This is a genomic window from Streptomyces sp. NPDC044064 (genome assembly GCF_056434245.1).
In genome coordinates, this window is sequence record NZ_JBWKFN010000012.1 from 247,380 (window position 1) to 272,387 (window position 25,008).

Annotated in this window: 25 protein-coding genes and 1 pseudogene; 10 read left to right on the forward strand and 16 right to left on the reverse strand. The window is 71.6% G+C overall.

Translation table 11 applies throughout. The features are described 5' to 3' along the window. The first annotated feature begins 64 nt into the window (after window positions 1-64). Window positions 65-544, forward strand: coding sequence for a bacterioferritin (bfr, locus tag AC07DS_RS21390; RefSeq protein ID WP_479147460.1), 480 nt, complete (start codon window positions 65-67; stop codon window positions 542-544). Here bfr and AC07DS_RS21395 read toward each other — a convergent pair. Together AC07DS_RS21395 and AC07DS_RS21400 are read right to left on the reverse strand one after the other, a co-directional pair. After that, window positions 541-783, reverse strand: coding sequence for a (2Fe-2S)-binding protein (locus AC07DS_RS21395; protein ID WP_479147462.1), 243 nt, complete (start codon window positions 781-783; stop codon window positions 541-543). The two genes, bfr and AC07DS_RS21395, sit on opposite strands and share 4 nt — an antisense overlap. 172 nt (window positions 784-955) lie before the next feature. Continuing rightward, window positions 956-2,308 (reverse strand): class II 3-deoxy-7-phosphoheptulonate synthase, encoded by a 1,353-nt coding sequence (locus tag AC07DS_RS21400; protein WP_479147464.1) that lies wholly within the window; start codon window positions 2,306-2,308, stop codon window positions 956-958. A gap of 105 nt (window positions 2,309-2,413) precedes the next feature. Here AC07DS_RS21400 and AC07DS_RS21405 point away from each other — a divergent pair, with 105 nt between their 5' ends. Next, window positions 2,414-2,470, forward strand: coding sequence for a trp operon leader peptide (locus AC07DS_RS21405; protein WP_350818382.1), 57 nt, complete (start codon window positions 2,414-2,416; stop codon window positions 2,468-2,470). 89 nt (window positions 2,471-2,559) lie between these two features. After that, on the forward strand, window positions 2,560-4,431 hold the full coding sequence (locus tag AC07DS_RS21410; RefSeq protein WP_479147465.1) for an anthranilate synthase family protein: 1,872 nt from the start codon (window positions 2,560-2,562) through the stop codon (window positions 4,429-4,431). 17 nt (window positions 4,432-4,448) lie between these two features. Here AC07DS_RS21410 and AC07DS_RS21415 read toward each other — a convergent pair whose 3' ends face one another. The 4 genes from AC07DS_RS21415 to AC07DS_RS21430 form a co-directional block, all read right to left on the reverse strand. Beyond that, window positions 4,449-5,477, reverse strand: a complete 1,029-nt coding sequence (locus tag AC07DS_RS21415) for a 6-phosphofructokinase (RefSeq protein WP_479147467.1) — start codon at window positions 5,475-5,477, stop codon at window positions 4,449-4,451. Between the two features lie 123 nt (window positions 5,478-5,600). Further along, window positions 5,601-6,278, reverse strand: a complete 678-nt coding sequence (locus AC07DS_RS21420; RefSeq protein ID WP_145875286.1) for a response regulator — start codon at window positions 6,276-6,278, stop codon at window positions 5,601-5,603. Next, the gene (gene macS / locus AC07DS_RS21425; RefSeq protein ID WP_479147468.1) at window positions 6,275-7,498 is read right to left on the reverse strand and encodes a MacS family sensor histidine kinase; all 1,224 of its coding nucleotides are present in this window, start codon (window positions 7,496-7,498) and stop codon (window positions 6,275-6,277) included. Before macS ends, AC07DS_RS21420 begins: the two co-directional genes overlap by 4 nt. Before the next feature lie 27 nt (window positions 7,499-7,525). Further along, on the reverse strand, window positions 7,526-8,260 hold the full coding sequence (locus AC07DS_RS21430) for a lysophospholipid acyltransferase family protein (RefSeq protein ID WP_479147528.1): 735 nt from the start codon (window positions 8,258-8,260) through the stop codon (window positions 7,526-7,528). 162 nt (window positions 8,261-8,422) lie between these two features. Here AC07DS_RS21430 and AC07DS_RS21435 point away from each other — a divergent pair, with 162 nt between their 5' ends. From AC07DS_RS21435 to AC07DS_RS21450, 4 genes are all read left to right on the forward strand, one after another. Then, window positions 8,423-9,202, forward strand: a complete 780-nt coding sequence (locus AC07DS_RS21435) for an alpha/beta hydrolase (protein ID WP_479147470.1) — start codon at window positions 8,423-8,425, stop codon at window positions 9,200-9,202. Beyond that, window positions 9,195-9,758 carry a hypothetical protein gene (locus AC07DS_RS21440; RefSeq protein ID WP_479147471.1) on the forward strand — a complete coding sequence of 188 codons (564 nt, stop codon included), beginning with the start codon at window positions 9,195-9,197 and terminating at the stop codon, window positions 9,756-9,758. Before AC07DS_RS21435 ends, AC07DS_RS21440 begins: the two co-directional genes overlap by 8 nt. Before the next feature lie 212 nt (window positions 9,759-9,970). Further along, on the forward strand, window positions 9,971-10,594 hold the full coding sequence (locus AC07DS_RS21445; protein ID WP_403954780.1) for an RNA polymerase sigma factor: 624 nt from the start codon (window positions 9,971-9,973) through the stop codon (window positions 10,592-10,594). After that, complete coding sequence (locus AC07DS_RS21450; RefSeq protein ID WP_479147473.1) at window positions 10,587-11,597, forward strand: CU044_5270 family protein; 1,011 nt, start codon at window positions 10,587-10,589, stop codon at window positions 11,595-11,597. The genes AC07DS_RS21445 and AC07DS_RS21450 overlap by 8 nt, the downstream gene beginning before the upstream one ends. Here the strand turns inward: AC07DS_RS21450 and AC07DS_RS21455 are convergent, their stop codons facing one another. The 6 genes from AC07DS_RS21455 to AC07DS_RS21480 form a co-directional block, all read right to left on the reverse strand. Further along, the gene (locus AC07DS_RS21455; protein WP_479147475.1) at window positions 11,598-12,356 is read right to left on the reverse strand and encodes an endonuclease/exonuclease/phosphatase family protein; all 759 of its coding nucleotides are present in this window, start codon (window positions 12,354-12,356) and stop codon (window positions 11,598-11,600) included. 64 nt (window positions 12,357-12,420) lie between these two features. Beyond that, a complete protein-coding gene (locus AC07DS_RS21460; RefSeq protein ID WP_145875298.1) occupies window positions 12,421-13,374 on the reverse strand; it encodes an ROK family glucokinase in 954 nt (317 codons plus the stop codon). 67 nt (window positions 13,375-13,441) lie between these two features. Beyond that, the gene (locus tag AC07DS_RS21465) at window positions 13,442-13,972 is read right to left on the reverse strand and encodes a DUF5304 domain-containing protein (protein ID WP_479147477.1); all 531 of its coding nucleotides are present in this window, start codon (window positions 13,970-13,972) and stop codon (window positions 13,442-13,444) included. 57 nt (window positions 13,973-14,029) lie between these two features. Beyond that, on the reverse strand, window positions 14,030-15,202 hold the full coding sequence (locus tag AC07DS_RS21470) for an ArsA family ATPase (RefSeq protein ID WP_479147479.1): 1,173 nt from the start codon (window positions 15,200-15,202) through the stop codon (window positions 14,030-14,032). Between the two features lie 82 nt (window positions 15,203-15,284). Then, on the reverse strand, window positions 15,285-15,725 hold the full coding sequence (locus AC07DS_RS21475; RefSeq protein ID WP_145875303.1) for an SRPBCC family protein: 441 nt from the start codon (window positions 15,723-15,725) through the stop codon (window positions 15,285-15,287). 146 nt (window positions 15,726-15,871) lie between these two features. Continuing rightward, window positions 15,872-16,669, reverse strand: a complete 798-nt coding sequence (locus AC07DS_RS21480) for a metallophosphoesterase family protein (RefSeq protein WP_479147481.1) — start codon at window positions 16,667-16,669, stop codon at window positions 15,872-15,874. A 296-nt stretch (window positions 16,670-16,965) separates the two neighbouring features. Here AC07DS_RS21480 and AC07DS_RS21485 point away from each other — a divergent pair, with 296 nt between their 5' ends. After that, entirely contained in the window at window positions 16,966-18,762 is a 1,797-nt protein-coding gene (locus AC07DS_RS21485; RefSeq protein ID WP_479147483.1) for an AMP-dependent synthetase/ligase, read from the forward strand. A 19-nt stretch (window positions 18,763-18,781) separates the two neighbouring features. Here AC07DS_RS21485 and AC07DS_RS21490 read toward each other — a convergent pair whose 3' ends face one another. Together AC07DS_RS21490 and AC07DS_RS21495 are read right to left on the reverse strand one after the other, a co-directional pair. Next, the gene (locus tag AC07DS_RS21490) at window positions 18,782-20,419 is read right to left on the reverse strand and encodes a GMC oxidoreductase (protein ID WP_479147485.1); all 1,638 of its coding nucleotides are present in this window, start codon (window positions 20,417-20,419) and stop codon (window positions 18,782-18,784) included. A gap of 64 nt (window positions 20,420-20,483) precedes the next feature. Further along, entirely contained in the window at window positions 20,484-21,626 is a 1,143-nt protein-coding gene (locus AC07DS_RS21495) for a glycosyltransferase family 4 protein (RefSeq protein ID WP_479147486.1), read from the reverse strand. Window positions 21,627-21,722: 96 nt separating this feature from the next. On the opposite strand from AC07DS_RS21495, the gene AC07DS_RS21500 reads away from it, so the two are divergent. Further along, window positions 21,723-22,940 carry a glycosyltransferase 87 family protein gene (locus AC07DS_RS21500; RefSeq protein WP_479147488.1) on the forward strand — a complete coding sequence of 406 codons (1,218 nt, stop codon included), beginning with the start codon at window positions 21,723-21,725 and terminating at the stop codon, window positions 22,938-22,940. A 65-nt stretch (window positions 22,941-23,005) separates the two neighbouring features. Here AC07DS_RS21500 and AC07DS_RS21505 read toward each other — a convergent pair. Continuing rightward, window positions 23,006-23,182: pseudogene (locus AC07DS_RS21505) on the reverse strand (MATE family efflux transporter); the annotation flags it as partial. A gap of 90 nt (window positions 23,183-23,272) precedes the next feature. Between AC07DS_RS21505 and AC07DS_RS21510 the strand changes: the two are divergent. After that, the gene (locus tag AC07DS_RS21510; protein ID WP_479147490.1) at window positions 23,273-23,803 is read left to right on the forward strand and encodes a PadR family transcriptional regulator; all 531 of its coding nucleotides are present in this window, start codon (window positions 23,273-23,275) and stop codon (window positions 23,801-23,803) included. On the opposite strand, the gene AC07DS_RS21515 is transcribed toward AC07DS_RS21510, so the two are convergent. Further along, window positions 23,791-24,984 (reverse strand): hypothetical protein, encoded by a 1,194-nt coding sequence (locus AC07DS_RS21515; RefSeq protein WP_479147491.1) that lies wholly within the window; start codon window positions 24,982-24,984, stop codon window positions 23,791-23,793. The two genes, AC07DS_RS21510 and AC07DS_RS21515, sit on opposite strands and share 13 nt — an antisense overlap. Window positions 24,985-25,008: the final 24 nt, after the last annotated feature.

A 25,008-nucleotide genomic window follows, 5' to 3' on the forward strand; every position in this document is an offset into this window, starting at 1 on the left:
CTCACCGGTGCAATCATGCGGCCGCATACGCCACCTGTCCCACCGTGCGGAAGGAGCCGCTGCAATGCAGGGCGACCCCGAGGTCATCGAGTTCCTCAACGAGCAGCTCACCGGCGAGCTGACCGCGATCAACCAGTACTTCCTGCACGCGAAGATGCAGGAGAACTTCGGCTGGACGAAGCTCGCCAAGTACACGCGGCACGAGTCGTTCGACGAGATGAAGCACGCCGAGGTGCTGACCGACCGGATCCTGTTCCTGGAAGGGCTGCCCAACTACCAGCGGCTGTTCCATGTGCGGGTGGGCCAGACCGTCAAGGAGATGTTCGAGGCCGACCGGCAGATCGAGGTGGAGGCGATCGACCGGCTCAAGCGGGGCATCAAGGTGATGCGCGAGAAGGGTGACATCACGTCGGCGAACATCTTCGAGGACATCCTCGCCGACGAGGAGCACCACATCGACTACCTCGACACCCAGCTGGAGCTGCTGGAGAAGCTCGGGGAGGCGCTGTACCTCGCGCAGCTGATCGAGCAGCCGGAGAGCTAGGCGGCCTCGTCCAGGGCATCGGGGCCGGACAGCTCCGCCAGTACGGGCCTGCCCTGGTCGGCCAGGTCACGGCGCGGGCAGGAGCCGCGGCCGAGGATCGCCTGGATGCGCCGCACGCACGAGCCGCAGTCCGTGCCCGCCTTGGAGGCGGAGGCGATCTGCCGGGGGGTGCAGGCGCCGTCCTCCGCGTGCTTCTTGACCTGGTCCTCGGTGATGCCGAAGCAACTGCAGACGTACACGCGGATTCACCTCCCGACGGGATTGATAGGTGTCGCCGTCCCGCTTGATCGGTGAGGCTTACCTAACCTTACCCGTCATGCCGAACCCGCAAAAGTGCGTCGGGGGGGGGGGGGGGGGGGGGGGGGGGGCCCCCCCCCCCCCCCCCCCAACGCGACTAGCGATCCCTCGTGATCACTGGTCCCGGTACATCTCGGCGACCAGGAAGGCCAGGTCCAGGGACTGGCTGCGGTTCAGGCGGGGGTCGCAGGCCGTCTCGTAGCGCTGGTGCAGGTCGTCGACGAAGATCTCGTCGCCGCCGCCCACGCACTCGGTGACATCGTCACCGGTGAGCTCGACGTGGATGCCGCCCGGGTGGGTGCCGAGGGCCTTGTGGACCTCGAAGAAGCCCTTGACCTCGTCGAGCACGTCGTCGAAGCGCCGGGTCTTGTGCCCGGAGGCCGCCTCGAAGGTGTTGCCGTGCATCGGGTCGGTCACCCAGGCCACCGTCGCGCCGGACGCCGTGACCTTCTCCACCAGCTCGGGGAGCTTGTCGCGGATCTTGTCGGCGCCCATGCGGACGATGAAGGTCAGCCGGCCCGGCTCCCGCTCGGGGTCGAGGCGGTCGATGTACTGCAGCGCCTCCTCGGCCGTAGTCGTCGGGCCGAGCTTGATGCCGATCGGGTTGCGGATCTGCGAGGCGAACTCGATGTGCGCGCCGTCCAGCTGCCGGGTGCGCTCACCGATCCACACCATGTGCGCCGAGACGTCGTACAGCCGGCCGGTGCGCGAGTCCACGCGGGTCAGCGCCGACTCGTAGTCCAGCAGCAGCGCCTCGTGCGAGGAGAAGAACTCGACCGTCTTGAACTCCTCCGGGTCCGTGCCGCAGGCCCGCATGAAGTTCAGCGCGTTGTCGATCTCCCGCGCCAGCTGCTCGTAGCGCTGCCCGGACGGGGAGGACTTCACGAAGTCCTGGTTCCAGGCGTGCACCTGGCGCAGGTCGGCGTAACCGCCGGTGGTGAAGGCGCGCACCAGGTTCAGCGTCGAGGCGGACGCGTTGTACATCCGCTTCAGGCGCTCGGGGTCCGGGATGCGGGCTGCCTCGTTGAAGTCGAAGCCGTTGACCGAGTCGCCGCGGTAGGTGGGCAGCGTGACGCCGTCGCGGGTCTCGGTTCCCTTGGAGCGCGGCTTGGAGTACTGACCGGCGATGCGGCCGACCTTCACGACCGGCACCGAGGCGGCGTACGTCAGCACGGCGCCCATCTGGAGCAGCGTCTTGAGCTTGTTGCGGATGTGGTCGGCGGACACCGCGTCGAAGGCCTCGGCGCAGTCGCCGCCCTGGAGAAGGAACGCCTCTCCCTTGGCGACGGCCGCCATCCGGGCGCGCAGCTGGTCGCACTCGCCCGCAAAGACGAGCGGCGGATACGACTCGAGGTCCGCGATCACTGCGCGCAGAGCCTCGGTGTCGGGGTACTCGGGCTGCTGCGCCGCGGGCAGGTTTCGCCAGGTGTTGCCAGCGCTCGGGCTGGTCTTAGCGTTCACGGTCACCTCGTAAACATTACGGGGTCGTGTCGCCATATTTTCCTCCGGCTCGACTGGTGAGACGGAGTGTTTGCCTCATGGACGCCACGGCCGTGCGGTAGGGTTCCTCGCATGTTCGCGCTTTCGACCCAGAACTGGTGGTGGACCGCTCATCCGGCGGCCCGCTGACTGCGCGTACTCAAGACTTCGCGAAGGCCGCCCGAGGGGCGGCCTTCGGCGTTTCCGGGGTCGTTCCTCTCCATCGAGAAGGATCACCCATGGATCTCCAGAACCTCTTGCACGACCCCCGCCCCTTCGCCCTGCTGCGCCGTCGCACCCCGGGCCGTGACGAGCACACGGTGGAGGTGCTGCTCGGCCCCGTCTCCTCCCGGGACCGCCTGGCCGACCTGCCCGACGAGGGCCTCGCGCTGGTGCCGTTCCGGCAGATCCGCGAGCGCGGCTTCGACGTCCGCGACGACGGCACACCGCTGCTGGTGCTGACGCCCGAGGAGTCGTACGAGATCCCGCTCGCCGAGGCCCTCCGGTCGCTGCCGGACCATGACGTGCGGGTCGAGGGCGGGGGCTTCGACGTCGACGACGACGAGTACGGCGAGATCGTCGGGCGGGTGCTGCGCGAGGAGATCGGCCGGGGCGAGGGCGCGAACTTCGTGATCCGGCGGACGTACGAGGGTGAGATCCCGGGGTTCGGGCGGGCCGACGCGCTGGCGCTCTTCCGGCGGCTGCTGGAGGGCGAGCGGGGCGCGTACTGGACGTTCGTCGTGCACACCGGGGACCGGACGCTGGTCGGTGCCAGTCCCGAGGTGCATGTGCGGATGTCCGGCGGCACGGTCGTGATGAACCCGATCAGCGGGACGTACCGGTATCCGGCCGAGGGGCCGACGGCCGAGCACCTGCTGGACTTCCTCGCCGACGGCAAGGAGATCGAGGAGCTGTCCATGGTCGTCGACGAGGAACTGAAGATGATGTGCACCGTCGGCGACATGGGCGGGGTGGTCGTCGGCCCGCGGCTGAAGGAGATGGCGCACCTCGCGCACACCGAGTACGAGCTGCGCGGCAAGTCCTCCCTGGACGTGCGGGAGGTGCTGAAGGAGACCATGTTCGCGGCGACGGTGACCGGGTCTCCGGTGCAGAACGCCTGCCGGGTGATCGAGCGGTACGAGCCCGTCGGGCGGGACGGTGGCGGGCGCGGCTACTACGCGGGTGCGCTGGCCCTCATCGGCCGGGACTCCGGGGGCGCCCAGACCCTCGACTCCCCCATCCTGATCCGCACCGCCGACATCTCCGCCGGGGGCCGGCTGCGGGTCCCGGTCGGCGCGACGCTGGTGCGCGGCTCGGACCCGGCGGGCGAGGTGGCCGAGACGCACGCGAAGGCGGCGGGCGTGCTGGCGGCCCTGGGGGTGGGGCCGGCCCGGCCGCGCGACGAGCGGCAGCGGCCCCGGCTCGCCGACGACCCCCGGGTGCGGGCCGCGCTGGACGGGCGCCGCACGTCGCTGGCGCCGTTCTGGCTGCGGATGCAGGAGCGGTCGGCGGTGCTGGAGGGGCATGCCCTGGTGGTCGACGGGGAGGACACCTTCACGGCGATGCTGGCGCACGTACTGCGCTCGGCCGGTCTGGAGGTGACCGTACGGCGCTACGACGAGCCGGGGCTGCGGGAGATCGTGCGCGAGCACGAGGGACCGGTCGTCCTCGGGCCCGGCCCGGGTGACCCCGGCGACCTGGACGATCCCAAGATGCGCTTCCTGCGGGCCCTGGCCGCAGAGGTCGTCCGGGAACACCGGCACGGTGTCCTCGGGGTCTGCCTGGGGCACGAGCTGATCGCGGCGGAGCTGGGGCTGGACATCGTCCGCAAGGAGGTCCCCCACCAGGGGGCGCAGACCACGATCGACCTGTTCGGGCGGGCGCAGACCGTCGGCTTCTACAACAGCTTCGTGGCGCACTGCGACGAGGAGGCGGCACGGGAGCTGGCCGCGCACGGGGTGGAGGTGAGCCGGGCGGAGAACGGGGAGGTGCACGCCGTGCGGGGTCCGGGCTTCGCCGGGGTGCAGTTCCACCCGGAGTCGGTGCTGAGCCTGGACGGGGCCGCGGTCGTACGGGAGCTGATGGGTCAGCTGCGCCGCACGACCGTGTAGCCGTCCGGGGGCGGTCGTCAGCCGAAGAACACCCCGACCTCCTCGTACAGCTTCGGGTCCACCGTCTTCAGCCTGGCCGTGGCCTCGGCGATCGGGACACGGACGATGTCGGTGCCGCGCAGGGCGACCATCTTGCCGAAGTCGCCGTCACGGACGCAGTCGACGGCGTGCAGACCGAAGCGGGTGGCGAGCCAGCGGTCGAAGGCGCTCGGGGTGCCGCCGCGCTGGATGTGCCCGAGGACCGTGGTGCGGGCCTCCTTGCCGGTGCGCTTCTCGATCTCCTTGGCCAGCCACTCGCCGACGCCGGAGAGGCGGACGTGTCCGAAGGAGTCGAGCGACCCGTCCTTGAGGACCATGTCGCCGTCCTTCGGCATGGCGCCCTCGGCGACGACGACGATCGGGGCGTACGACGCCTTGAAGCGGGAGGTGATCCAGGCGCACACCTGGTCGAGGTCGAAGCGCTGTTCGGGGATGAGGATGACGTTGGCGCCGCCGGCCAGGCCGGAGTGCAGGGCGATCCAGCCGGCGTGGCGGCCCATCACCTCGCAGACGAGGACCCGCATATGGGACTCGGCGGTGGTGTGCAGGCGGTCGATGGCCTCGGTGGCGATGCCCACGGCGGTGTCGAAGCCGAAGGTGTAGTCGGTGGCGGACAGGTCGTTGTCGATGGTCTTGGGCACGCCGACACAGGGCACGCCGTACTCGTCGGACAGCCGCGCGGCGACGCCGAGGGTGTCCTCGCCGCCGATCGCGACGAGCGCCTCGACCTCCAGCTTGGCCAGGTTCTCCTTGATCCGGCGGATGCCGTTCTCCTGCTTGAGCGGATTGGTGCGCGAGGAGCCGAGGATGGTGCCGCCGCGGGGCAGGATGCCGCGTACGGCGGGGATGTCGAGGCGGACGGTGTCGCCTTCGAGAGGTCCGCGCCAGCCGTCCCGGAAGCCGACGAAGTCGTATCCGTACTCCTGAACGCCCTTGCGGACGATGCCCCGGATGACGGCGTTGAGCCCGGGGCAGTCGCCGCCTCCGGTCAGTACTCCGACCCGCATGGAAATGTCCCTTCGCCGCGGTTGCCTGACGCTCAGTCACGGTAATGGTGATTCGCGTCACGCAGCGAGAGGCGGGAAGGGTGATTCCGGTGAATTGTCAGGAGGTGGCTTGACCAGGCGGTTTCAGGCGTCGTCGAGCCCGCGTTCGATCGCGTACCGCACCAACTCCACCCGGTTGTGCAGCTGGAGCTTGCCGAGGGTGTTCTGGACGTGGTTCTGCACCGTGCGGTGGGAGATGACGAGGCGTTCGGCGATCTGCTTGTAGCTCAGGCCCTTGGCGACCAGCCGCAGCACCTCCGTCTCCCGCTCGGTCAGCCGGGGCGCCCCCGGCTCGTCGGCGTCCGGGGCGGGCGCGGGCTCGGAGGCCAGGCGCCGGTACTCGCCGAGGACCAGTCCGGCCAGGCCCGGCGTGAACACCGGGTCGCCGACCGCGGTACGGCGGACCGCGTCCAGGAGTTCCTCGGTGGAGGCCGACTTGAGCAGGTAGCCGGTCGCGCCGGACTTCACGGCCTCCAGCACGTCGGCGTGCTCGCCGCTCGCGGACAGGACCAGGACGCGCAGGGCGGGGTTGTGGCCGACCAGTTCCTTGCACACCTGGACGCCGGGCTTGGCGGGCAGGTTGAGGTCCAGCACGAGGACGTCGGGGGCGGCGGCCTTGGCCCGGCGGACCGCCTGTTCGCCGTCGCCCGCGGTGGCGACCACCTCGAAGCCGGACTCGCCCAGGTCCCGGGCGACGGCGTCGCGCCACATGGGGTGGTCGTCGACCACCATGACCTTGATCGGGTCCTGCTGCTCGCTCATCGCTTCTCCGCCTTGTCCCGTGAGGCCTTGGGTACCGTCAGTTCGACCTCCGTGCCCTGCCCGGGGACGGAGATCAGCTCGGCGCTGCCGCCGAGGTCGCGCAGCCGTCCCCGGATCGACTGGGCCACCCCGAGCCGGCCCTCGCCCTCGGCCTGGGCGAGCCGGCCCTCGGGGATGCCGGGGCCGTCGTCCCGTACGGTGACGACGATCTCGCCGGGCTCGTCCTCGACGAGGATCCAGGCCCGGGCCTCGGCACCGGCGTGCCGGCGCACATTGTCCAGGGCGGCCCCGACCGCGGCGGCCAGCTCCCGCGCCGCCGGTCGCGGCAGCGGGACCGGGGCACCGGGCTCGGCGAGGCTGACCCGGGCGCCGGCGTAGGGGGCGAGCAGCGTGCGCAGGTCGACGGGGCCGTCGGCCGGCTCGTCATCGGGCTCCTCGACCGCGCGGACGACGGCTCCGTCGGCCGTGTCCTCCGACACCCTGGAGACCGGCAGCAGCCCGCCGGAGACCAGCGTGCGCAGCGCCACCTCCTGCTCGCCGGCGAGGCGCCCCAGTTCGGCCGCCTCGCCGCCGATGACCGCACCGCGCCGCTGCACCATGGCCAGCACCTGGAGCACGCTGTCGTGGATGTCCCGGGCCAGCCGCTCCCGTTCCCGGGTCGCGGCCTCGATCTCCAGGGCGCGGGCGAGGGTGCGCTCGGAGGCGCGGGCGACCTCCACGACGTAGCCGATGGCGATGGAGGCCACCCAGACCAGGATCACGTTGTGCACGGTGTCCCGGGCCGGGGTGCCGCGCTCGACCAGGTTGACGACGGCCACGGCCGTGGAGGCCACGGCGGCCCAGCGCCAGCCGCCCTTGATGGCGAAGGCCAGCACCGAGCCCGCGGTCCATATCGAGGGCAGCGTCGGGCCGCCGCCCGCGATCCGCTCGTGGCTGTCGGCGAGCGGGGTGAGCATGATGCCGGCGAGGGCGATGGTCAGGTCGGCGGCCAGGAAGCGTTTGGTGCAGCTCGCCGCGTTCGCCACCTTGGGCAAGGTGGCGAGGGTCCAGCCGACCAGGACGGCGTAGTAGGCGACGGCGACCCAGGGGCGTACGAAATGGTCGTACGCCGTGGCGCACAGGCCAATGGCGTACAGCATGGTCAGCACCCGGTATCCGGCGAGCGCACGCCACAGCGGCAGCTCGACCGACATCCGCATGACCCGCTCACGCTTCGGCATGCCCCCCCGCTCCCCCGGTTTTCCCCGCTAGCCCTCGGCCTGCTTCTTCTCCGCCTCCTTGGCGGCCTTCTCCGCTTCCCTGGCCGCCTTCGCCGCGTCCGCGATCTGCCGCTTGGCGGCGGTCGCGTACATGTCGACGTACTCCTGGCCGGAGAGCTTCATGATCTCGTACATGACCTCGTCGGTCACCGCGCGCAGCACGAAGCGGTCGTGCTCCATGCCGTGGTAGCGGCTGAAGTCCAGCGGCTTGCCGATGCGGATGCCCGGTCGCATCAGCTTGGGCATCACCTTGCCCGGCGGCTGGATCTTCTCGGTGTCGATCATCGCCACGGGGATGACCGGCGCGCCGGTGGCGAGCGCCACGCGCGCGAGGCCGCCGGGCTTGCCCCGGTACAGCCGGCCGTCGGGAGAGCGGGTGCCCTCCGGGTAGATGCCGAACAGCTCACCGCGCTCCAGCACCTCTATACCGCTCTTGATCGCGGCCTCGCCGGCGCCGCGCGCCCCGGAGCGGTCCACCGGGAGCTGTCCGACGCCCTTGAAGAAGGCGGCCGTGAGGCGGCCCTTCACGCCCGGGGTGGTGAAGTACTCGGCCTTCGCGATGAAGGTGACCTTGCGGTCGAGGATCGCGGGCAGGAAGAACGAGTCCGAGAAGGACAGGTGATTGCTCGCCAGAATTGCGGCACCTTCGGCCGGAATGTTCTCCAGGCCCTCCACCCAAGGTCTGAAGGCGACCTTCAGCGGTCCTCCGATGGCGACCTTCATCGTGCCGTACAACACCCGCGTGCCTCCTGTTTCCGTGGATCAGACCTTAACCCGGACCGCCGTCAATGACCCCGACGACCCTGGTCGGTGTCAGTGCGGTCGCGTACGGTGAAGTACATCCGCCAGTTCTTCACGCCTTTCTCAGGAACAGGAGCCCGAAAGGTGCCGGTTCTCCCCGGAGCCGAGCCGTACCGCCACGAGGGCGGGGAGGTGGGTGTTCTCCTCTGTCACGGCTTCACCGGCTCGCCCCAGTCGCTGCGCCCCTGGGCGGAGCACCACGCGGCGCACGGCCTGACCGTGTCGCTGCCGCTGCTGCCCGGGCACGGCACCCGCTGGGAGGACCTGCAGGTCACGGGCTGGGAGGACTGGTACGCGGAGGTGGACCGCGAGCTGCGGGCGCTCTCCGAGCGGTGCTCCCGGGTGTTCGTGGCGGGCCTGTCGATGGGCGGGGCGCTGGCGCTGCGGCTGGCGGCCCGAGGCGGCGAGCGGGTCGCCGGGGTGGTCGTCGTCAACCCGGCGAACCGGGTGCACGGCCTGTCGGCGTACGCCCTTCCGGTGGCCCGGCACCTGGTGCGGACGACGCGGGGCATCGCCAGCGACATCGCCAAGGGCGGCCCGGCGCTGCTCGGTTACGACCGGGTGCCGCTGCACGCGGCGCACTCCCTGCGGGTGTTCCTGCGCCGGCTGGACGGCGAGCTGCCCCAGGTGACCCAGCCGTTGCTGCTGCTGCGCAGCGCCCAGGACCATGTGGTCCCGGCGGCGGACTCGGTCCGGGTGCTGAGCCGGGTGTCCTCCGTGGACGTAACGGAGACCGTGCTGGAACAGAGTTACCACGTGGCGACGTTGGACCACGATGCGGACCGGATCTTCGAGGAGAGCCTCGCCTTCATCGGCCGGCTCGCACCCAGTGTCGGCAAGGAAGGGACGGCTGCAGTTGGCTGAGCACGACTCCGACCGCGAGGACCGCGAGCCGGACGAGAAGGGCGTGCCCTTCGACGAGGACGCCGCCTGGCGGGCCATCGTCGCAGGGTACGGCGACGAGCCACGGGACCCGCCGGGTTCCAGGCCCTTCAGGCCGGTCGAGGATCTCGCGCTGCCCGAACCCGAGCCCCCGGCCGAGGGCACGGCCGGCTCCGAGGAGCCGCTGCCCGCGAAGCCGCTCGGCGGCTCGATCTCGTTCGCGCCCGGCGTGGGCCCGCGTGACCACACCCCGCCGGAGCCGTCCGAGGACGACTTCGACGATGACGACGAGGGCCATTTCGTACCGCCCGAGCCACCGCCGCTGCCGAGCGCCGACACGACCGCGAGGTTCGCCTGGCTCGGGGTGATCGGCGGCCCGGTGCTGCTCCTGGTGGCCGTGCTGCTCGGCTGGGAGATGACCTGGTGGCTGACGACCGCCGGGATCGGCGGGTTCCTCGGCGGGTTCGCCACGCTGGTGATGCGGATGAAGACGGACGACGACGAGGACGACGAACCGGGACACGGCGCGGTCGTCTGACAGACCGGCCGAGGGCCCGTCCGGAGACAGTCCGGACGGGCCCTCACGCATGTCCGTACGGTCGGCCGCCCGCGCCGGACCCGGTGCGCAGCCCGGCCCGCACGGCCGGTGCGCCGAAAAGGGAACCCGATTCCGCCGACCGGCGAAGGAGAGATGAACAACCCGAACAAGCCCAAGCCTTCGAGGCGTTCAGGCGAACGAAAGGAGCCCCGATGACCGTCGGACCACCGGGCGTCGGCACCCGCGGCAAGGATCGCGAGGAGAGTGATGCCCGCGTGATCGCGCGGTCCCGGGACGAGCCCGAGCTGTTCGCCGCGCTCTACGACCGGTACGCCGACGCCGTGCACCGTTACGCGGCCCAGCGGCTCGGTCCCGAGGCGGCGGAGGATCTGATGGCGGAGACCTTCATCACCGCCTTCCAGCGGCGTCACACCTACGACCTCGGGCGGGACGACGCCCGCCCCTGGTTGTTCGGCATCGCGACGAACCTCATCGGCCGGCACCGCCGGACCGAGGCGCGCCGGTTCAAGGCGCTCGCGCGGCTGCCGGAGCCGGTGGAGCACGAGGAGCCGGTCGCGGACCGGGCGGTTTCCAGGGCCGGTGCCACGGGGGTGCGCCGGGAACTGGCAGCCGCGCTGGCCGGGCTGTCCGCCCGGCACCGCGACCTGGTGCTGCTGGTGGCCTGGGCCGGCCTCGACTACGAGGAGGCGGCCCAGGCCCTCGGCGTGCCGGTCGGCACGGTCAGATCCCGGCTGCACCGGGCTCGCAGCAGATTGCGCGAAGCACTGGGCGGATCCGATCCGACGGCATTCCGAGAGGCAGACGCCCATGCATGACATCGACGAACTGCGCGAAGTGAGCGACTACGCCCCGGGGACTCCCCCGCTCGACGACGCCACCCGGCACCGGGTACGGGCACGGCTGGTCGCCGCGATGGACCGGCCCGCTCCGGTCGTACGGCCGCGGCGCCCCGTCCTGCGCATCGCCCTGACCGGCGCGCTCGCCGCGGCGGTCGCCGCCGGCGTCCTGGTCGTCGTACGGGACGATGACGGCGCGAACCGGGAGCGGACGGCGAACCCGCCGGCGTCGAGTGCGCCCGCCATGCGGAATGTGAGCGCGCAGATGGTGCTGAACGGGGCCGCCGCCTACGAGCGCAGGCACGAGCGGACGGTCACCCCGCGCGACGACCAGTTCATCTACACCAGGGAGATCATCAAGGAGACCAACCAGAAGACCGGCGGGACGAAGAGCTACGTCGACGAGAACTGGCGCTCGGTGGACGGCTCGAAGCCGTCCTGGATCATGGAGATCGGCAAGGGGTGGTGGTCGCCGCCGCTCAAGAAGAACGAGAGCGTCTGGCCGCCGCAGGACTGGGGAACGCTGCGGAAGCTGCCGACCGATCCGACGAAGTTGATCCTCGCGGTCGGCCGCGAGATGGGCATGCCCGGGCGGACCGACTCGCTGGACGACATCACCGACGAGGAGTGGTCGGAGATCCATATCAGCCTCGCGGGGCTGCTCAAGCTGGTCCCGGTGATGCCGCAGGGGCTGCGCCCGGCGGCCTACGAGGCGCTCGGCATGGTGCCCGGGGTGAAGGCGGTGCCGAATCAGCAGGACGCGAAGGGACGCACCGGCGTGGCCATCACGTATGACGACCCCACGGTCCCGGAGGGGGTCGCGAGCTTCGGCGGCTACTTCATCTTCGACCCGGAGACGTACGCGTTCCTCGGCTTCCGTGACGAGCGCACCTCGGGCGACGGCCCGGCCATGAAGAAGTACACCCAGCTCTCCTACCTCGACAGCTGGGCCGTTGTCGGCAAGGCGAAGCAGCGGCCTTAGCTACGCCGTGGCGGGCACCCTGAGGGCGGCGAGGACCGGAAGGTGGTCCGTGGCCGCCCTCAGGTCCGCCTCCGTGATCCCCGGCTGCTCCAGCGGCACGCCGCAGCCGAGCACCTCGATGCCCTTCGTGGCGAACACGGCGTCGATGCGCTGGTGGGGGTCGGCGGGGGTCGAGGTGAACTCGCCGCCCCAGGGGGCGGTGGTCCGGCAGTCCTGGAGGCTGTCGGAGAGGAGCCGGAAGGCCGGGCCGTCCGGGCGCTCGTTGAGATCGCCGCCCGCGACGGCGTGCTCCACGCCCAGGCCCGCGAGGCGGTCGAGGAGCATGCCGGCCTGCTCGTGGCGCTCGTCCTTCTGCAGGCTCAGGTGGCAGCTGATCACTCCGAGACGGGCGGCGCCGAAGCGGACCACCGCCGTGGCGAGGCCGCGGCGGTGCAGGCCGGGGGTGAGCGGGAGGAGCACGTCTTCCGTGCGCTCGACGGTGGCTCTCAGACTGCACAGGATCGCCGGTCCCGCTGCCGTCGCCCCTCCGGTGAGGATGACCTGGCCGGAGGCCGCCGCGAGCCGGGCCAGCTTCTTGCGCCAGCGGAAGAAGCGGGGGGCTTCCTGGACGAGGACCAGGTCGGGGGCGCAGGCGGTGATCACCCTCGCCAGGGCCCCGGTGTCGTCGCGCATCGAGCGGATGTTGTAGCCGAGGACCCGGACGACGGCGGAACCATCCGGTTCCGTACGGGAGTTGGGAAGCAGCATGCCGATCAACATACGACGATGCCCGCCGTCCCGGGACGGGACGCGGCGGGCATCGTCGTAGTGGGGCCAGGCCTCACTACATGATCGGGTCGGGCTCGCGGGCCAGGTCGGCCGCGCCGACGAGGCCGGCCTTGTTGCCGAGTTGGGCGGCGATCACGTCGGCGACCGGACGCCAGTTACCGCCGACCAGCCAGCGCTTGTAGGACTTGCGGATCGGGTCGAGGACCAGCTCGCCCTCCTCGGAGAGGCCGCCGCCGACGATGAACGCGGACGGGTCGAAGAGGGAGGCCAGGTCGGCGAGGCCGGCACCGGCCCAGCGGGCCAGCTCGCGGTAGGAGTCGACGGCGACCAGGTCGCCCTGGCGGGCGGCCATGGAGATGTGCTTGCCCTCGATGCCGTCCGGGGTGCCGTCTCCGAGGCCCAGCAGGATCTCGGCGTTCTCCGGGGTGGCGTTGGCGCGCTGCTTGGCGTAGCGCACCAGGGCGCGGCCGGAGGCGTACTGCTCCCAGCAGCCCTGGCTGCCGCAGCCGCACAGCAGGCCGTCCGGGACCATGCGGATGTGGCCGAACTCGGCGGCCACGCCGAAGTGGCCGCGGCGCAGCTTGTTGCCGATGATGATGCCGCCGCCGAGGCCGGTGCCGAGCGTGATGCAGATGACGTTGCGGTGGCCCTTGCCGGCGCCGAACTTGTACTCGCCCCAGGCGGCGGCGTTGGCGTCGTTCTCGACCACGACCGGGAGGCCGGTGCGGGCCTCGACCTTCTCCTTCAGCGGTTCGTTGCGCCAGTCGATGTTGGGGGCGAAGTACACGGTGGAGCGCTGCCGGTTGACATAACCGGCAGCGCCGATGCCCACGCCGACGATCTCGTGCCCGGCGCGCGCGCCCTCGACGGCGGAGGCGATGGCGTCCACGATCGCCTCGGGCGTGCCCGGGGTCGGCACCTTGTAGGTCGAGAGGATGTTGCCTTCCTCATCGACCACGCCGGCCGCGATCTTCGTGCCGCCGATGTCGACGCCGATGGTGAGTCCCATGAATCCCTCAGTTTCGGTCGAGCCCCGCTACGGCCAACCGTACCCGAGGCCCTGCCCCGGGAGGGCTTCAGTCCAGGTCGATGCGCTCCCCCGGACCGGTGCCCTCACCCCGGTCGCGGCGGCCGGACCAGTCGTCCTTCAGGTCGGCCGCGCCGGTGGTCCAGCGGTGCTCCTGGGCCTGGACCGCGGAGCGGTAGGCGGCCAGCAGCTCGTTGCCGGCCGCGGCGAGGTGGTCGAAGACCTCGGGGTTGCGCTCGATGACGGGCTCGACGGCGGCCTTCGCCTGCTCGACCACCTGGCGCACCACCTGCTGGGCGGCCGGTCCGGCGACGGCGCCGAGCAGCGGGGACTGGAGACCGGACAGCTTGTCGGCCACGGTGTCCACGAGTCTGCGCAGTTCCTCGGCGGCGGAGCCGGGGGTCGGGCCCTGCTCGGCGCGGCGGCGGGCCTTCTCGGCGGCCAGGTCCTCGGCGCAGGCCGTGGCCCAGGCGTCGTCGTCGGTCGCCCGCCCCCGAGCTTCCGACTGCGCTCCGGCAGGGGGTACCCCCACCCCGTGGACCTCCTCGGCCGGGTCGGGTGCGGGACGGTCTTCGCTCATGGCGGACTCCTGACTACGGTTCGCCCCTACGACGTTACCCGAACGGGCGTACGCGGTTCAGCGTCCGAAGGCGGGCCACAGGTCGGGATCGGGGGTGAAGCGGATGCGCAGCTCACCCTCGCGCAGGGCAGCCCCGGCAACGGTGCAGCGGCGCAGGGCGGAGGGAAGCGGAACGATACGCCGGAAGGGGCCCGCGGTGATCACCAGCTCGTCGCCGCGCCGGATCAGGTCCAGCTCGTCCCGTATCGCGCCGGGCAGCGGGACGTGCCAGACGAGCACGCCGTCCTCGGCGAGGCGGTCCGCGACGGGCCACTCGACCGGGGCGGGCACGGGGTTGACGCCGGGGACGGCGAGGGCGTGCAGGTCGTCGGTGCCGTGCGGGTCCCGGCCGAGGTGGGGAACGGTGTGGAGGTCGTACGGCTCGGCCCACTCGGCCAGGGTTTTGCGCTGCTGGGCGAGGAGACCGGAGAGCCAGGGGTCGGGGGCGGTCTCGGGCAGGACGCGGTTGGCGATCAGAGCCTCGGTGCGCAGGCCGCGCAGGGCGAGGCCGAGGGTCGCGGTGTGCACGGCGGCGGCGCCGGCGGGGCCGGGTTCGGCGACCAGGCGTACGGCGGTGCGCCGGTCGGTGAGCACCGCCTCGACGGCGGCCAGCTCGACGTCCCAGCGGGCCGCCGTCTCGTACAGCCACTCGGCGGGCATGGGTACGCCGGCCAGCCGGCCGAGGACCGGGCGCAGGGCGCGGGCCGCCTGGCGCTCGGGCGGGAGCAGACGGCGCAGGTAGCGGCGCAGCTCCTCGGGGAGGGCGAGCAGGGGAAGTGCCTGCGGGAGAGCCGGGAGGTCGACGACGAGGAGGTCGTAGCGCTCGGAGAGGGCGGCGTCCCGCAGGGCCCGCAGGAAGGACAGCTCCTCGGCGCCGGGCAGCGGGGTGACCTCCTCGCCGTCCAGCCGGGCGGCGCCGAGGAGGTCCAGGACGTTCGCGGCGCGGGTCTGGAAGGCGGTGAGGTCCTGCCGGAAGCGTTCCGTGGCGTCGGGGCGCCAGACGGTGAGGTTCTCGGTGACCCCGGTGGGGGCCGGTCCTGTCGCGGCGCCCAGTGCCGTGCCCGCGGTGTCCGTGCGGTCGGCGCTCAGGAGGAGGGTGCGGGTGCCTTCGCGGGCGGCGTCGACCGCAGTGGCGGCGGCGACGGTCGTACGACCGCTGCCGCCCGGGCCCGTGATCAGGATGGTGCGCATGAGGGTGAACGGTAACGGAGGGCAGGGGTGCCCCATGCTGCGGCTGCCCGGGGCGGCAGCAGCACGACCGGGCGACCGGAGATCAGCCGGCCGACTCGACCCTCTTCTTCAGGCCCGCCAGAGCGCGGTCGATGATGACCTTCTCCGCCTTGCGCTTGATCATGCCGAGCATGGGGATCTTGACGTCGACCGTGAGCTGGTAGGTGACCTCTGTGGCGCCCGCGCCGGCCGGCTTGAGGATGTAGGAGCCGTCCAGCGAGCGCAGCATCTGGGACTTCACCAGGGTCCATGAGACCTCGTTGCCGCCGGTCCAGGTGTAGCCCAGGGTCTGGTCGTCCTTGATGGCCCCGGCGTCCATGACGAGGCGGACCTGCTCGGCGCGGCCCTGGTCGTCGGTCTTGAGGACCTCCGCCTCCTTCACCTCGCCGGTCCAGTCCGGGTAGCGGGCGAAGTCGGCGATCACCGCCATGACGTCGGCCGGAGCCGCCTCGATCGTGATGCTCGAACTGGTGTGTTCCGCCATCGCCGTGGCTCCTCCAGATACGGACCTAAGAGTGTGCAGCGTGAAGGCTACCGCGCCGCCGACCTGGAGCCTTCACCCCGTCCTTCACACTGTCCTGCACACCGCCGCCCGTCCCGCGCCCGCCGTCGCCGCCCGGTCCGCGGCGATCACCATTCCAGGGCCCACGGCCTGCCCGTCCCCGCGAAGTGCCCCACGTTCACACACTCCGTCGCCCCTATCCGCATCCGGCGCACCAGTGGCTGATGGACGTGGCCGAAGAGGGAGTAGCGCGGGCGGGTGCGGCGGATCGCGTCCAGGAGCGCCCGGCTGCCGCGCTCGAAGCGGCGCGCGACCGTGTCGTAGACCAGCTCCGGGACCTCCGGCGGGATGTGCGTGCACAGCACGTCCACCTCGCCGACCGCCTCGATCTTCGCCGCGTACTCCTCGTCGTCGATCTCGTACGGCGTCCGCATCGGGGTGCGCAGTCCGCCGCCCACGAAGCCGAAGGTCCAGCCGCCGATCTCCGCCCGCTCACCGTCCAGCACCGTGGTGCCGGGCCCCGCGTACTCGCTCCACAGGGGCGGCATGTCGACATTGCCGTAGGTGGCGTACGTCGGCGAGGGGAACGCCGCGAACAGCTCGGCGTACTGCTTGCGCACCGCCTTCTCGATGGCGGTGGCCCGCTCGGAGCCGATCCCGGCCCACAGCCGGGCCCCGAAGGCACGGGCCTCCTCGAAGCGGCGCGCGGTGCGCAGTTCCACGATGCGGTCGGCGTTCTCCTTGCCGAACAGGTCGGGGAAGATCCCGCGCGAGTGGTCGGCGTAGTCGAGGAAGAGAACGAGGTCGCCGAGGCAGATCAGGGCATCCGCACCGTCCCCCGCCCGGGCCAGGTCACGAGCGTTGCCATGCACGTCGCTGACCACATGGACGCGTGTCCTCCGGTTGCCGGAGCGTGTGGGTGCCATGGCGATCAAGCGTAGGCGTGTGGGGTGTGCGTGAACAGTGGCGACCCCGACCGGGGTTACTCGCCGGTCGCTTGAGCCGTGGACTACTGTGCGCGAAGGAACGCCATCCCGTGTGACGCAGCGAACATCTCGTCGGGACCCCCTGTCGTAGAAGCCATACCGGCGGGTAACGTCCGGGCCGTCCAGTCGTGCTCTGGATTTCAACATCTGAATCCCAGAGCATCCGCCCGAGCCTTGGACCGCACCGTCGCATCACACAGTGTCGTGGCGCCGGCGCCCTATGAGGAGCAGCAGTCTTGCGCGAGTTCAGCCTTCCGGCTTTGTACGAGGTCCCTGCGGACGGCAATCTGACCGACATCGTCCGCAGAAACGCCGCGCAGCATCCCGACGTCGCCGTCATCGCCCGCAAGGTGGGAGGCGCCTGGCAGGACGTGACGGCCACGGAGTTCCTGGCCGAGGTGCACTCCGCCGCCAAGGGCCTCATCGCCTCCGGTGTGCAGCCGGGCGACCGGGTCGGCCTGATGTCCAGGACGCGGTACGAGTGGACTCTCCTCGACTTCGCGATCTGGAGCGCGGGCGCGGTCACCGTGCCGGTGTACGAGACCAGCTCGCCGGAGCAGGTGCAGTGGATCCTCTCCGACTCGGGCGCGACCGCCTGCATCGTGGAGCTGGACGGCCACGCGGCCGCCGTCGACTCGGTGCGCGACACCCTGCCCGCCCTCAAGCACGTCTGGCAGATCGAGGCCGGCGGCCTGGAGGAGCTGGGCCGGCTCGGGCAGGACGTCTCCGACGCGACCGTGGAGGAGCGCAGCTCGCTCGCCAAGGCCGACGACCCGGCGACCATCGTCTACACGAGCGGCACGACCGGCCGCCCCAAGGGCTGTGTCCTCACCCACCGCAGCTTCTTCGCCGAGTGCGGCAACATCGTGGAGCGGCTGCGCCCCCTGTTCCGCACCGGTGAGTGCTCGGTCCTCCTCTTCCTCCCGCTCGCGCACGTCTTCGGGCGGCTGGTGCAGATCGCGCCGATGATGGCGCCGATCAAGCTGGGCTGCGTCCCGGACATCAAGCACCTCACCGACGAGCTGGCCGCCTTCCGGCCGACGCTGATCCTCGGTGTCCCGCGCGTCTTCGAGAAGGTGTACAACTCCGCGCGCGCCAAGGCGCAGGCAGACGGCAAGGGCGCGATCTTCGACAAGGCCGCGGACACCGCGATCGCCTACAGCAAGGCGCAGGACACCCCGTCGGGCCCGTCCGTCGGCCTGAAGATCAAGCACAAGGTCTTCGACAAGCTGGTCTACAGCAAGCTGCGCGCGGTCCTCGGCGGCCGGGGCGAGTACGCGATCTCCGGCGGTGCGCCGCTGGGCGAGCGGCTCGGTCACTTCTTCCGCGGCATCGGCTTCACGGTGCTGGAGGGCTACGGTCTGACCGAGTCCTGCGCGGCGACCGCGTTCAACCCCTGGGACCGGCAGAAGATCGGTACGGTCGGCCAGCCGCTGCCCGGCTCGGTGGTCCGGATTGCGGACGACGGCGAGGTGCTGCTGCACGGCGAGCACCTGTTCAAGGAGTACTGGAACAACCCGGGCGCGACCGCGGAGGCGCTCGCCGACGGCTGGTTCCACACCGGCGACATCGGCACCCTCGACGAGGACGGCTACCTCAGGATCACCGGCCGCAAGAAGGAGATCATCGTCACCGCGGGCGGCAAGAACGTGGCCCCGGCCGTGATCGAGGACCGCATCCGCGCCCACGCGCTGGTCGCGGAGTGCATGGTGGTGGGCGACGGGCGGCCGTTCGTGGGCGCGCTGGTCACCATCGACGACGAGTTCCTGGGCCGTTGGGCTGCCGAGCACGGCAAGCCGGCGGGTTCCACCGCGGCGTCGCTGCGCGAGGACCCGGATCTGCTGGCGGCGATCCAGGCCGCGGTCGACGACGGCAACGCCGCGGTGTCGAAGGCGGAATCGGTGCGGAAGTTCCGCATTCTGCCCTCCCAGTTCACGGAGGAGTCGGGCCACCTCACCCCGTCGCTGAAGCTCAAGCGGAACGTGGTGGCGAAGGACTACGCGGACGAGATCGAGGCGATCTACGCGAAGTAGTACGCCTGCCGGAAGAGCGTCATGGCGCGGTGTCCTCGGCGAGGACCCGCGCCATCGTGCGTTCGGCGAGCGCGGTGATGGTGACGAAGGGGTTCACGCCCGTCGAGCCGGGCACGAGCGAGCCGTCGGTGATGTAGAGCCTGGAGTACCCCTTGACCCGGCCGTAGTCGTCGGTCGCCTTCCCGAGGACGCAGCCGCCCAGCGGGTGGTAGGTGAAGTCGTCCGCGAAGACCTTGCTGGTCGAGCCGAAGAGGTCGTACCGGTAGATGGTCAGGTTGGCCGCGTTGATCCGGTCGAAGAGCTTCTTGGCCATGGCGACCGACACGGCGCTCTGGGCCGGGGTCCAGCCGAGTTTCACCGCCCCGGACGTGGAGTCGTACGAGAACGAAGCCCGTTCGGGGTTCTTGGTGATCGCCAGGTACAGGCTGATCCAGTGCTCGAACCCCATGGGCAGCGGGGCGATCTCGGCGAAGACCGGGTTGGCGGTGTTGGCCCAGTCGTCGATGCCCATGACGGGCATGGTCGCCTGGTTGGCGCCGACGGTGTCCCACACGTGGTTGGCGCGGCCGAGCATGGTGTTGCCGTTGGTGCCCCAGCCGGCGCCGACGCTGGAGTTCAGCGCGGGCAGGGTGCCCGTGTCCCTCGCCCGGACGAGGAGTTCGGTCGTACCGAGGCTGCCGCCGCCGAGGAAGAGGTACGTGCAGCTGTACTGCTTGGTCTCCACGACCTTGCCGGTGTTGTCGATGCGGTCGGCGGTCAGGACGTACGACCCGTCACCCGCCCTGGTGACCGTCCTGACCTTCTCCAGGGTGTTGATGGTGACGTTGCCGGTGCCGAGGGCTGCGGCCAGGTAGGTCTTGTCGAGGCTGCGCTTGCCGTAGTTGTTGCCGTAGATGACCTCCCCGGCGAGTGCGGACCTGCTGGCCGTGCCGGCGGCCTCGCGCTGCATGTAGCCGAAGTCGTAGACGTTCGGCACGAAGGTGGTCTTCAGGCCGGCGTTGGCGGCGGCCTTCCGGGAGGTGCGGGTGAACTGGTACCACTCCGTGGACTCGAACCAGGCCGGGTCGATGCTGTTGACGCCGAGCATGGAGCGGGCGCGCGGGAAGTAGGTGCCGTACATCTCCTCGGCGTCGACGGTCGGGAACTGCTCGGCGAAGTAGGACTTCAGAGGGGTGACCGCCATCCCGCCGTTGACCAGGGAGCCGCCGCCGACGCCCCGGCCGACGTACACGGACATGTTGTCGTAGTGCACGCGGTCGAGGGCTCCGGGGTAGGCGCTGATGTCCTTGTTGACGAGGTCCAGCCAGAGGAAGGTGGCCAGCGGGGCCTCGGTGCGGGTGCGGAACCACATGGAGCGCTGGTCGGGTGCGCTGGTGGAGCAGAACACCTTGCCGTCGCTGCCGGCGGTGTTCCAGAGGCGGCCCATCTCCAGGACGAGGGTGCGGATGCCGGCCTGGCCGAGGCGGAGGGCGGCCACGGCGCCGCCGTAGCCCGAACCGACGACGATGGCCGGGGAATTGTCGACGGCGGCCGGTTCGGCCGCCTGCGCGGACTGAAGACCGATGCGGGTGAGACCTGCCGTGGCGGCGGTCTGGAGGGCGATCATGCCCAGGATGTGACGTCGACTCAGCTGACGCTGCATCAGTTTTGCTGTCATGCGCGCAGCATGGGCGGATTTTCCCGTTCCGCCTAGAGCGGGGACGAGTTTTTGAAGACGGCTTTTAGAGCAGGTCCTTGAGCTTTTCGGCCAGCAGGTCCCAGCGCCACTTCTCCTCGACCCACTGGCGGCCCCGCTTGCCCATCCGGTCGCGGAGTTCCGCGTCCCCGAGGAGGGCGATGATGCGCTCCGCGGCCTCGGCGGGCTCGCCGCCGCGGACGACCCAGCCCGTCTCGCCGTCGAGCACGGCGTCGGGGGCACCGCCCGAGTCGCCGGCCACGACCGGCAGTCCGGTGGCGGAGGCCTCCAGATAGACGATGCCGAGGCCTTCGACGTCCAGGCCGCCGCGGCGGGTGCGGCAGGGCATGGCGAAGACGTCACCGGCGCCGTAGTGCGCGGGCAGCTCGGACCAGGGCACCGCACCGGTGAAGCGGACCGAGGCCTCGACGCCGGTCTCGCGGGCCAGTCGGCGCAGGTCCTGCTCGTAGGGGCCGCCGCCGACCACGAGCAGCACGGCGTCCGGCTCGGCGGCGAGGATCCGGGGCATGGCCCGGATCAGGGTGTCCTGGCCCTTGCGCGGCACCAGCCGGGAGACGCACACGACCACCGGCCGGTCGGTGAGCCCGAGCCGGGCCCGGACCTCGTCGCCGCCCGAGCCGGGGTGGAAGGTCTTCTCGTCGACCCCGGGCGGCAGCTGCACCATCCGCCGGGCCGCGTCCGGGGTCAGCGCGGTCGCTATCCGGGAGCGGGTGTACTCGCCGAGGTAGGTGATCGTGTCCGTGGAGTCCCCGATCCGGCGCAGCAGCTGCCGGGCGGCGGGCAGCTGGGCCCAGCCGGCCTCGTGCCCGTGGGTGGTGGCCACCAGCCGCTCGGCGCCGGCCCTGCGCAGCGCGGGTGCCATCAGACCGAGCGGCGCGGCCGCCCCGAACCAGACCGAGGTGCAGCCGTGCTCCCGCAGCAGCGACACGGCCCGCCGGGTCGCGCCGGGCGTGGGCAGCAGCATGGTCGTACGGTCGCGTACGACGGTGAACGGCTGCTCGGCGTCGAAGGCCGCCGTGGCCTCGACGCCCTCGCGACCGCGCTTCCAGGTGGAGGCGTACACGACCAGCCGCCCGGGCTCCAGCCGCAGTGCCATGTTGTGCAGGAAGGCCTGGATGCCGCCCGGCCGGGGCGGAAAGTCGTTGGTCACGATCAGCGTCTTGTGCATCGTCGCCGACCCTACCGGGCGCGCTTCGTCGCACACACACAGGCGGGCAGGGGATCATGGGTCCGGACCGGGGCCGGTGTACGAACAGGGGTGCGGGTGAGCGGGAAGATAGCGGGACTGCTGGCGACTTGGTGCGCCACCCGGCTGGCGCTGCTGCTCTTCGTCTTCGGGGTCTACGTGTTCCCGGGCCCGGACGTCACCTCCGACGTGTCGGTGATCTACCAGGGCTGGTACGAGGTACTGCGCCAAGGAACGTTTCCGCTGGCCGATGTGACCTGGCAGTACCCGCCCGCCGCCGCGCTCGCGATCCTCTCCCCGGCCGCCCTGCCGTTCCTGAGCTACCCGCACGCCTTCTTCGTGCTGGTGTGCCTGGCCGACCTGGCCGGGCTGGCCCTGCTGGTGCACGCGGGCCGGCGGCCCGGCCGCTCGCTGCGCGGGGCGTGGACCTGGGTGGCGGGTGTGCCCCTGCTCGGCCCGACGGTGTACGCCCGCTACGACCTGATGGTGACCGCGGTGGCCGTGGCGGCCCTGCTCGCGGGGGTCCGGCGCCCCCGGGTGATGGGCGCGCTGGTGGGTTTCGGGGCGCTGCTGAAGGTGTGGCCGGCGCTGCTCCTGGTGGGCGCCACCCGGCTGCGGGCGTGGATGTCGGCCGCGGTGGCCGCGTGCGGTGTCGCGACGCTGTTCGCGGTGTCCATGCCGGGCGCCTTCGCCTTCCTCACCTTCCAGCGGGACCGGGGCACCGAGGTGGAGTCACTGGGCAGCCTGGTGTTCCACGTGGCCCGGCACCACGGCTGGCAGGGGCAGGTGATGCTGAACTACGGGTCGATCGAGTTCGTCGGCCCGTACGTCGGGCTGGTCAGCAATGTCGCGATGGCACTGAGCGGGGCGGCGGTCGGCTGGCTGGTGCTGTGGCGGCGACGGGCGTCCCGGTTCGAGGCGCACACGCTCGCGGACGCGGCCCTCACGGCGGTGCTGCTGTTCACGGTCACCAGCCGGGTGATCAGCCCGCAGTACCTGGTGTGGCTGATCGGGCTGGCCGCCGTGTGCCTGTGCTCCCGGGCGAGCCGCATGGGCGTCCCCGCCCTGATGGTCCTCGCCGCGACCTTCCTGACGGTCCTGGAGTTCCCGATCGGCTTCGTGCACGTGGTCGTGAGCGACACGTACGGCGTCACGCTGCTGGTCCTGCGCAACGGCCTCCTCGTCGCCGCCGCGCTCATGGCGGCCCGCCGGCTGTGGCGCTCCACCGTCCCCGCGGACACCGCGACCCCGCCGGCCCCTCAGCCGGCTCCCGCGAAGGAGACCTCGGCCTCCTGACGGCGGGCCCGCCGGAACAGCACCGCCACCGCCCCGCACTGGGCGGCCATCGCGAGCGCCATGGCCAGGCCGACGCCGGGCAGCACGTTCTCGGTGTTGGTCGCGACGGCGACGGCGGCCACGGCGGCACCGCCGAGCCGGGAGACCCAGACGGTGTTGATGATCCCGGAGGCGACCGAGGCGAGAAGCGAGAGGTAGACGGGGTGGGCGAGCGAGACGAGTTGCCTGCGGTCCGCGTTCACCAGGAGCCCCCTCTTATCGAGCTACCTCGTTTAGAGGTAGCTCGATAAGAGCTAGCATGAGTCCCACGCCCGCCGCAAGGAGGATTTCTCGTGCTTGAGCTGTCGATCCTGGGTTTCCTCGCCGAGGAACCCCTGCACGGCTACGAGCTGAAGGAGCGCATCAAGGCGCTGAGCGGGCACGTCCGGCCGGTCAGCGACGGCGCCCTCTACCCGGCCATCAACCGGCTGGTCGCCGCGGGCAAGCTCGACCAGCGCACCGAGGAGGGCACGAGCGCCGCCCCGCGCCGGGTGCTGTCCCTGACCGGGAAGGGCCGCGCGGACCTGCTGGAGCGGCTGCGCGCCCCCAAGCAGGCCGAGATCACCGACCAGGTCCGCTTCAACACCGTCCTCGCCTTCCTGCGGCACCTGGACGACCCGGCGGAGCAGGCCGCGGTGCTGCGCCGCCGCCTGGACTTCCTGGAGACGCCGGCGAGCTTCTTCTACCGGGACGGGGAGCCGGTGCGCGCGGAGGAGGCGGACGACCTGTTCCGGCAGGGCATGCTGCGGGTCGCCCGGGCCACCGGCAAGGCCGAGCGGGAGTGGCTGCGCGAGGCGGTCGAGGTGCTCGGTCAGCGCAGCTGAGCGCGCACGTACCGGCGCCACTCGGCGGTGAACGCCTCGGGCGTGGTCCCGAGCACCTTCTTCAGCGCCGCCTCGACCGCGCCCGCCCGCGTCCGGTGGGTGCCGACGGCCCGGTAGAAGGCGCCGAGCCGGTCCGCGCCCCAGTGGCCGGCGATCATCCGGCAGGCGAGCCAGCCGCTCTCGTAGGACTGCGCGAGGCGGGCGGGGTCGGTGCTGAAGCCGAAGTCCTTGTCGGCAGGGAGACTCACGGGCACCTTGCCGTCCTGGACCGCGCGGGCCAGCTCCGGTGCGGCCTCGGCGGGCGTGCGGCCGGTGCCGAGGTAGCCGATCCAGTCGGCGTACCCCTCGGAGAGCCACAGCGGGGTGGCGGCGTCGGTGTGCGCACGGGTGGCCACATGGGTGGTCTCGTGGGTGAGCACGACCTGCTTGCCGACGCTGCCCAGCATCACGTACGCCTCCGGGTTGACGACCACCCGGTCCGCGGGCGCCCTGCCCGCCCCGCCCACCTCGCCGGTGGTGACGGCGGCGATGCCCCGGTAGTCGGCGGCGGGCGAGCCGAGCAGCCCCGCCATGCCCTCCAGCGTGCGCGGGACGAGCACGACGACCCGGCGGGTCCAGTCGGTGCCCCACGCGCGGGAGACGGCCGGGACCGCGCGGTCGGCGAGCCTGGCGTAGGCGCGCAGGTCGCCGGCGCTCCGACCGGCCCCGAGCACCAGGCTGTGCGCGCCCTTCACGGCGGTCACCGTGCCCTGGTCCCACAGCTGCTGCCCGGCCTTGCGCGCCGGCTTGTCGGCGGTCACGTACCACTTGCCGTCGGCGGTGCGGCTGAGCGCGAGGGTGCGGCGGACGCTGACCGGGGCGTGGTCGTAGCCGGAGATCCGGTAGCGCAGCTCGGCGTCGGCGGTGGCACCCGGGCCGTCACCGTGCACGGCGGTCACCCGGTAGGCCCAGGAGGCCAGCGGGAGCGCGCGCAGGCGGACGAACCCGGTCCGGGTGCCCGTCGTGCCGTACGCCGCCTCGTCGTGCCCGAGCAGGGCCGTGGAGCGCCGGTCGAGCACCTGCTGCACCTCGGCCGCGGCCGGATCGGCCGCGGTCCGCCCGCCGCATCCGGCGAGGGGCGCCGCGAGCAGCAGACAGAGTCCCGCCGCAGCGGCACGCCACACCCTTCCACGACCGGCCATTTCCCGATCGTACGGTGCGCGCGG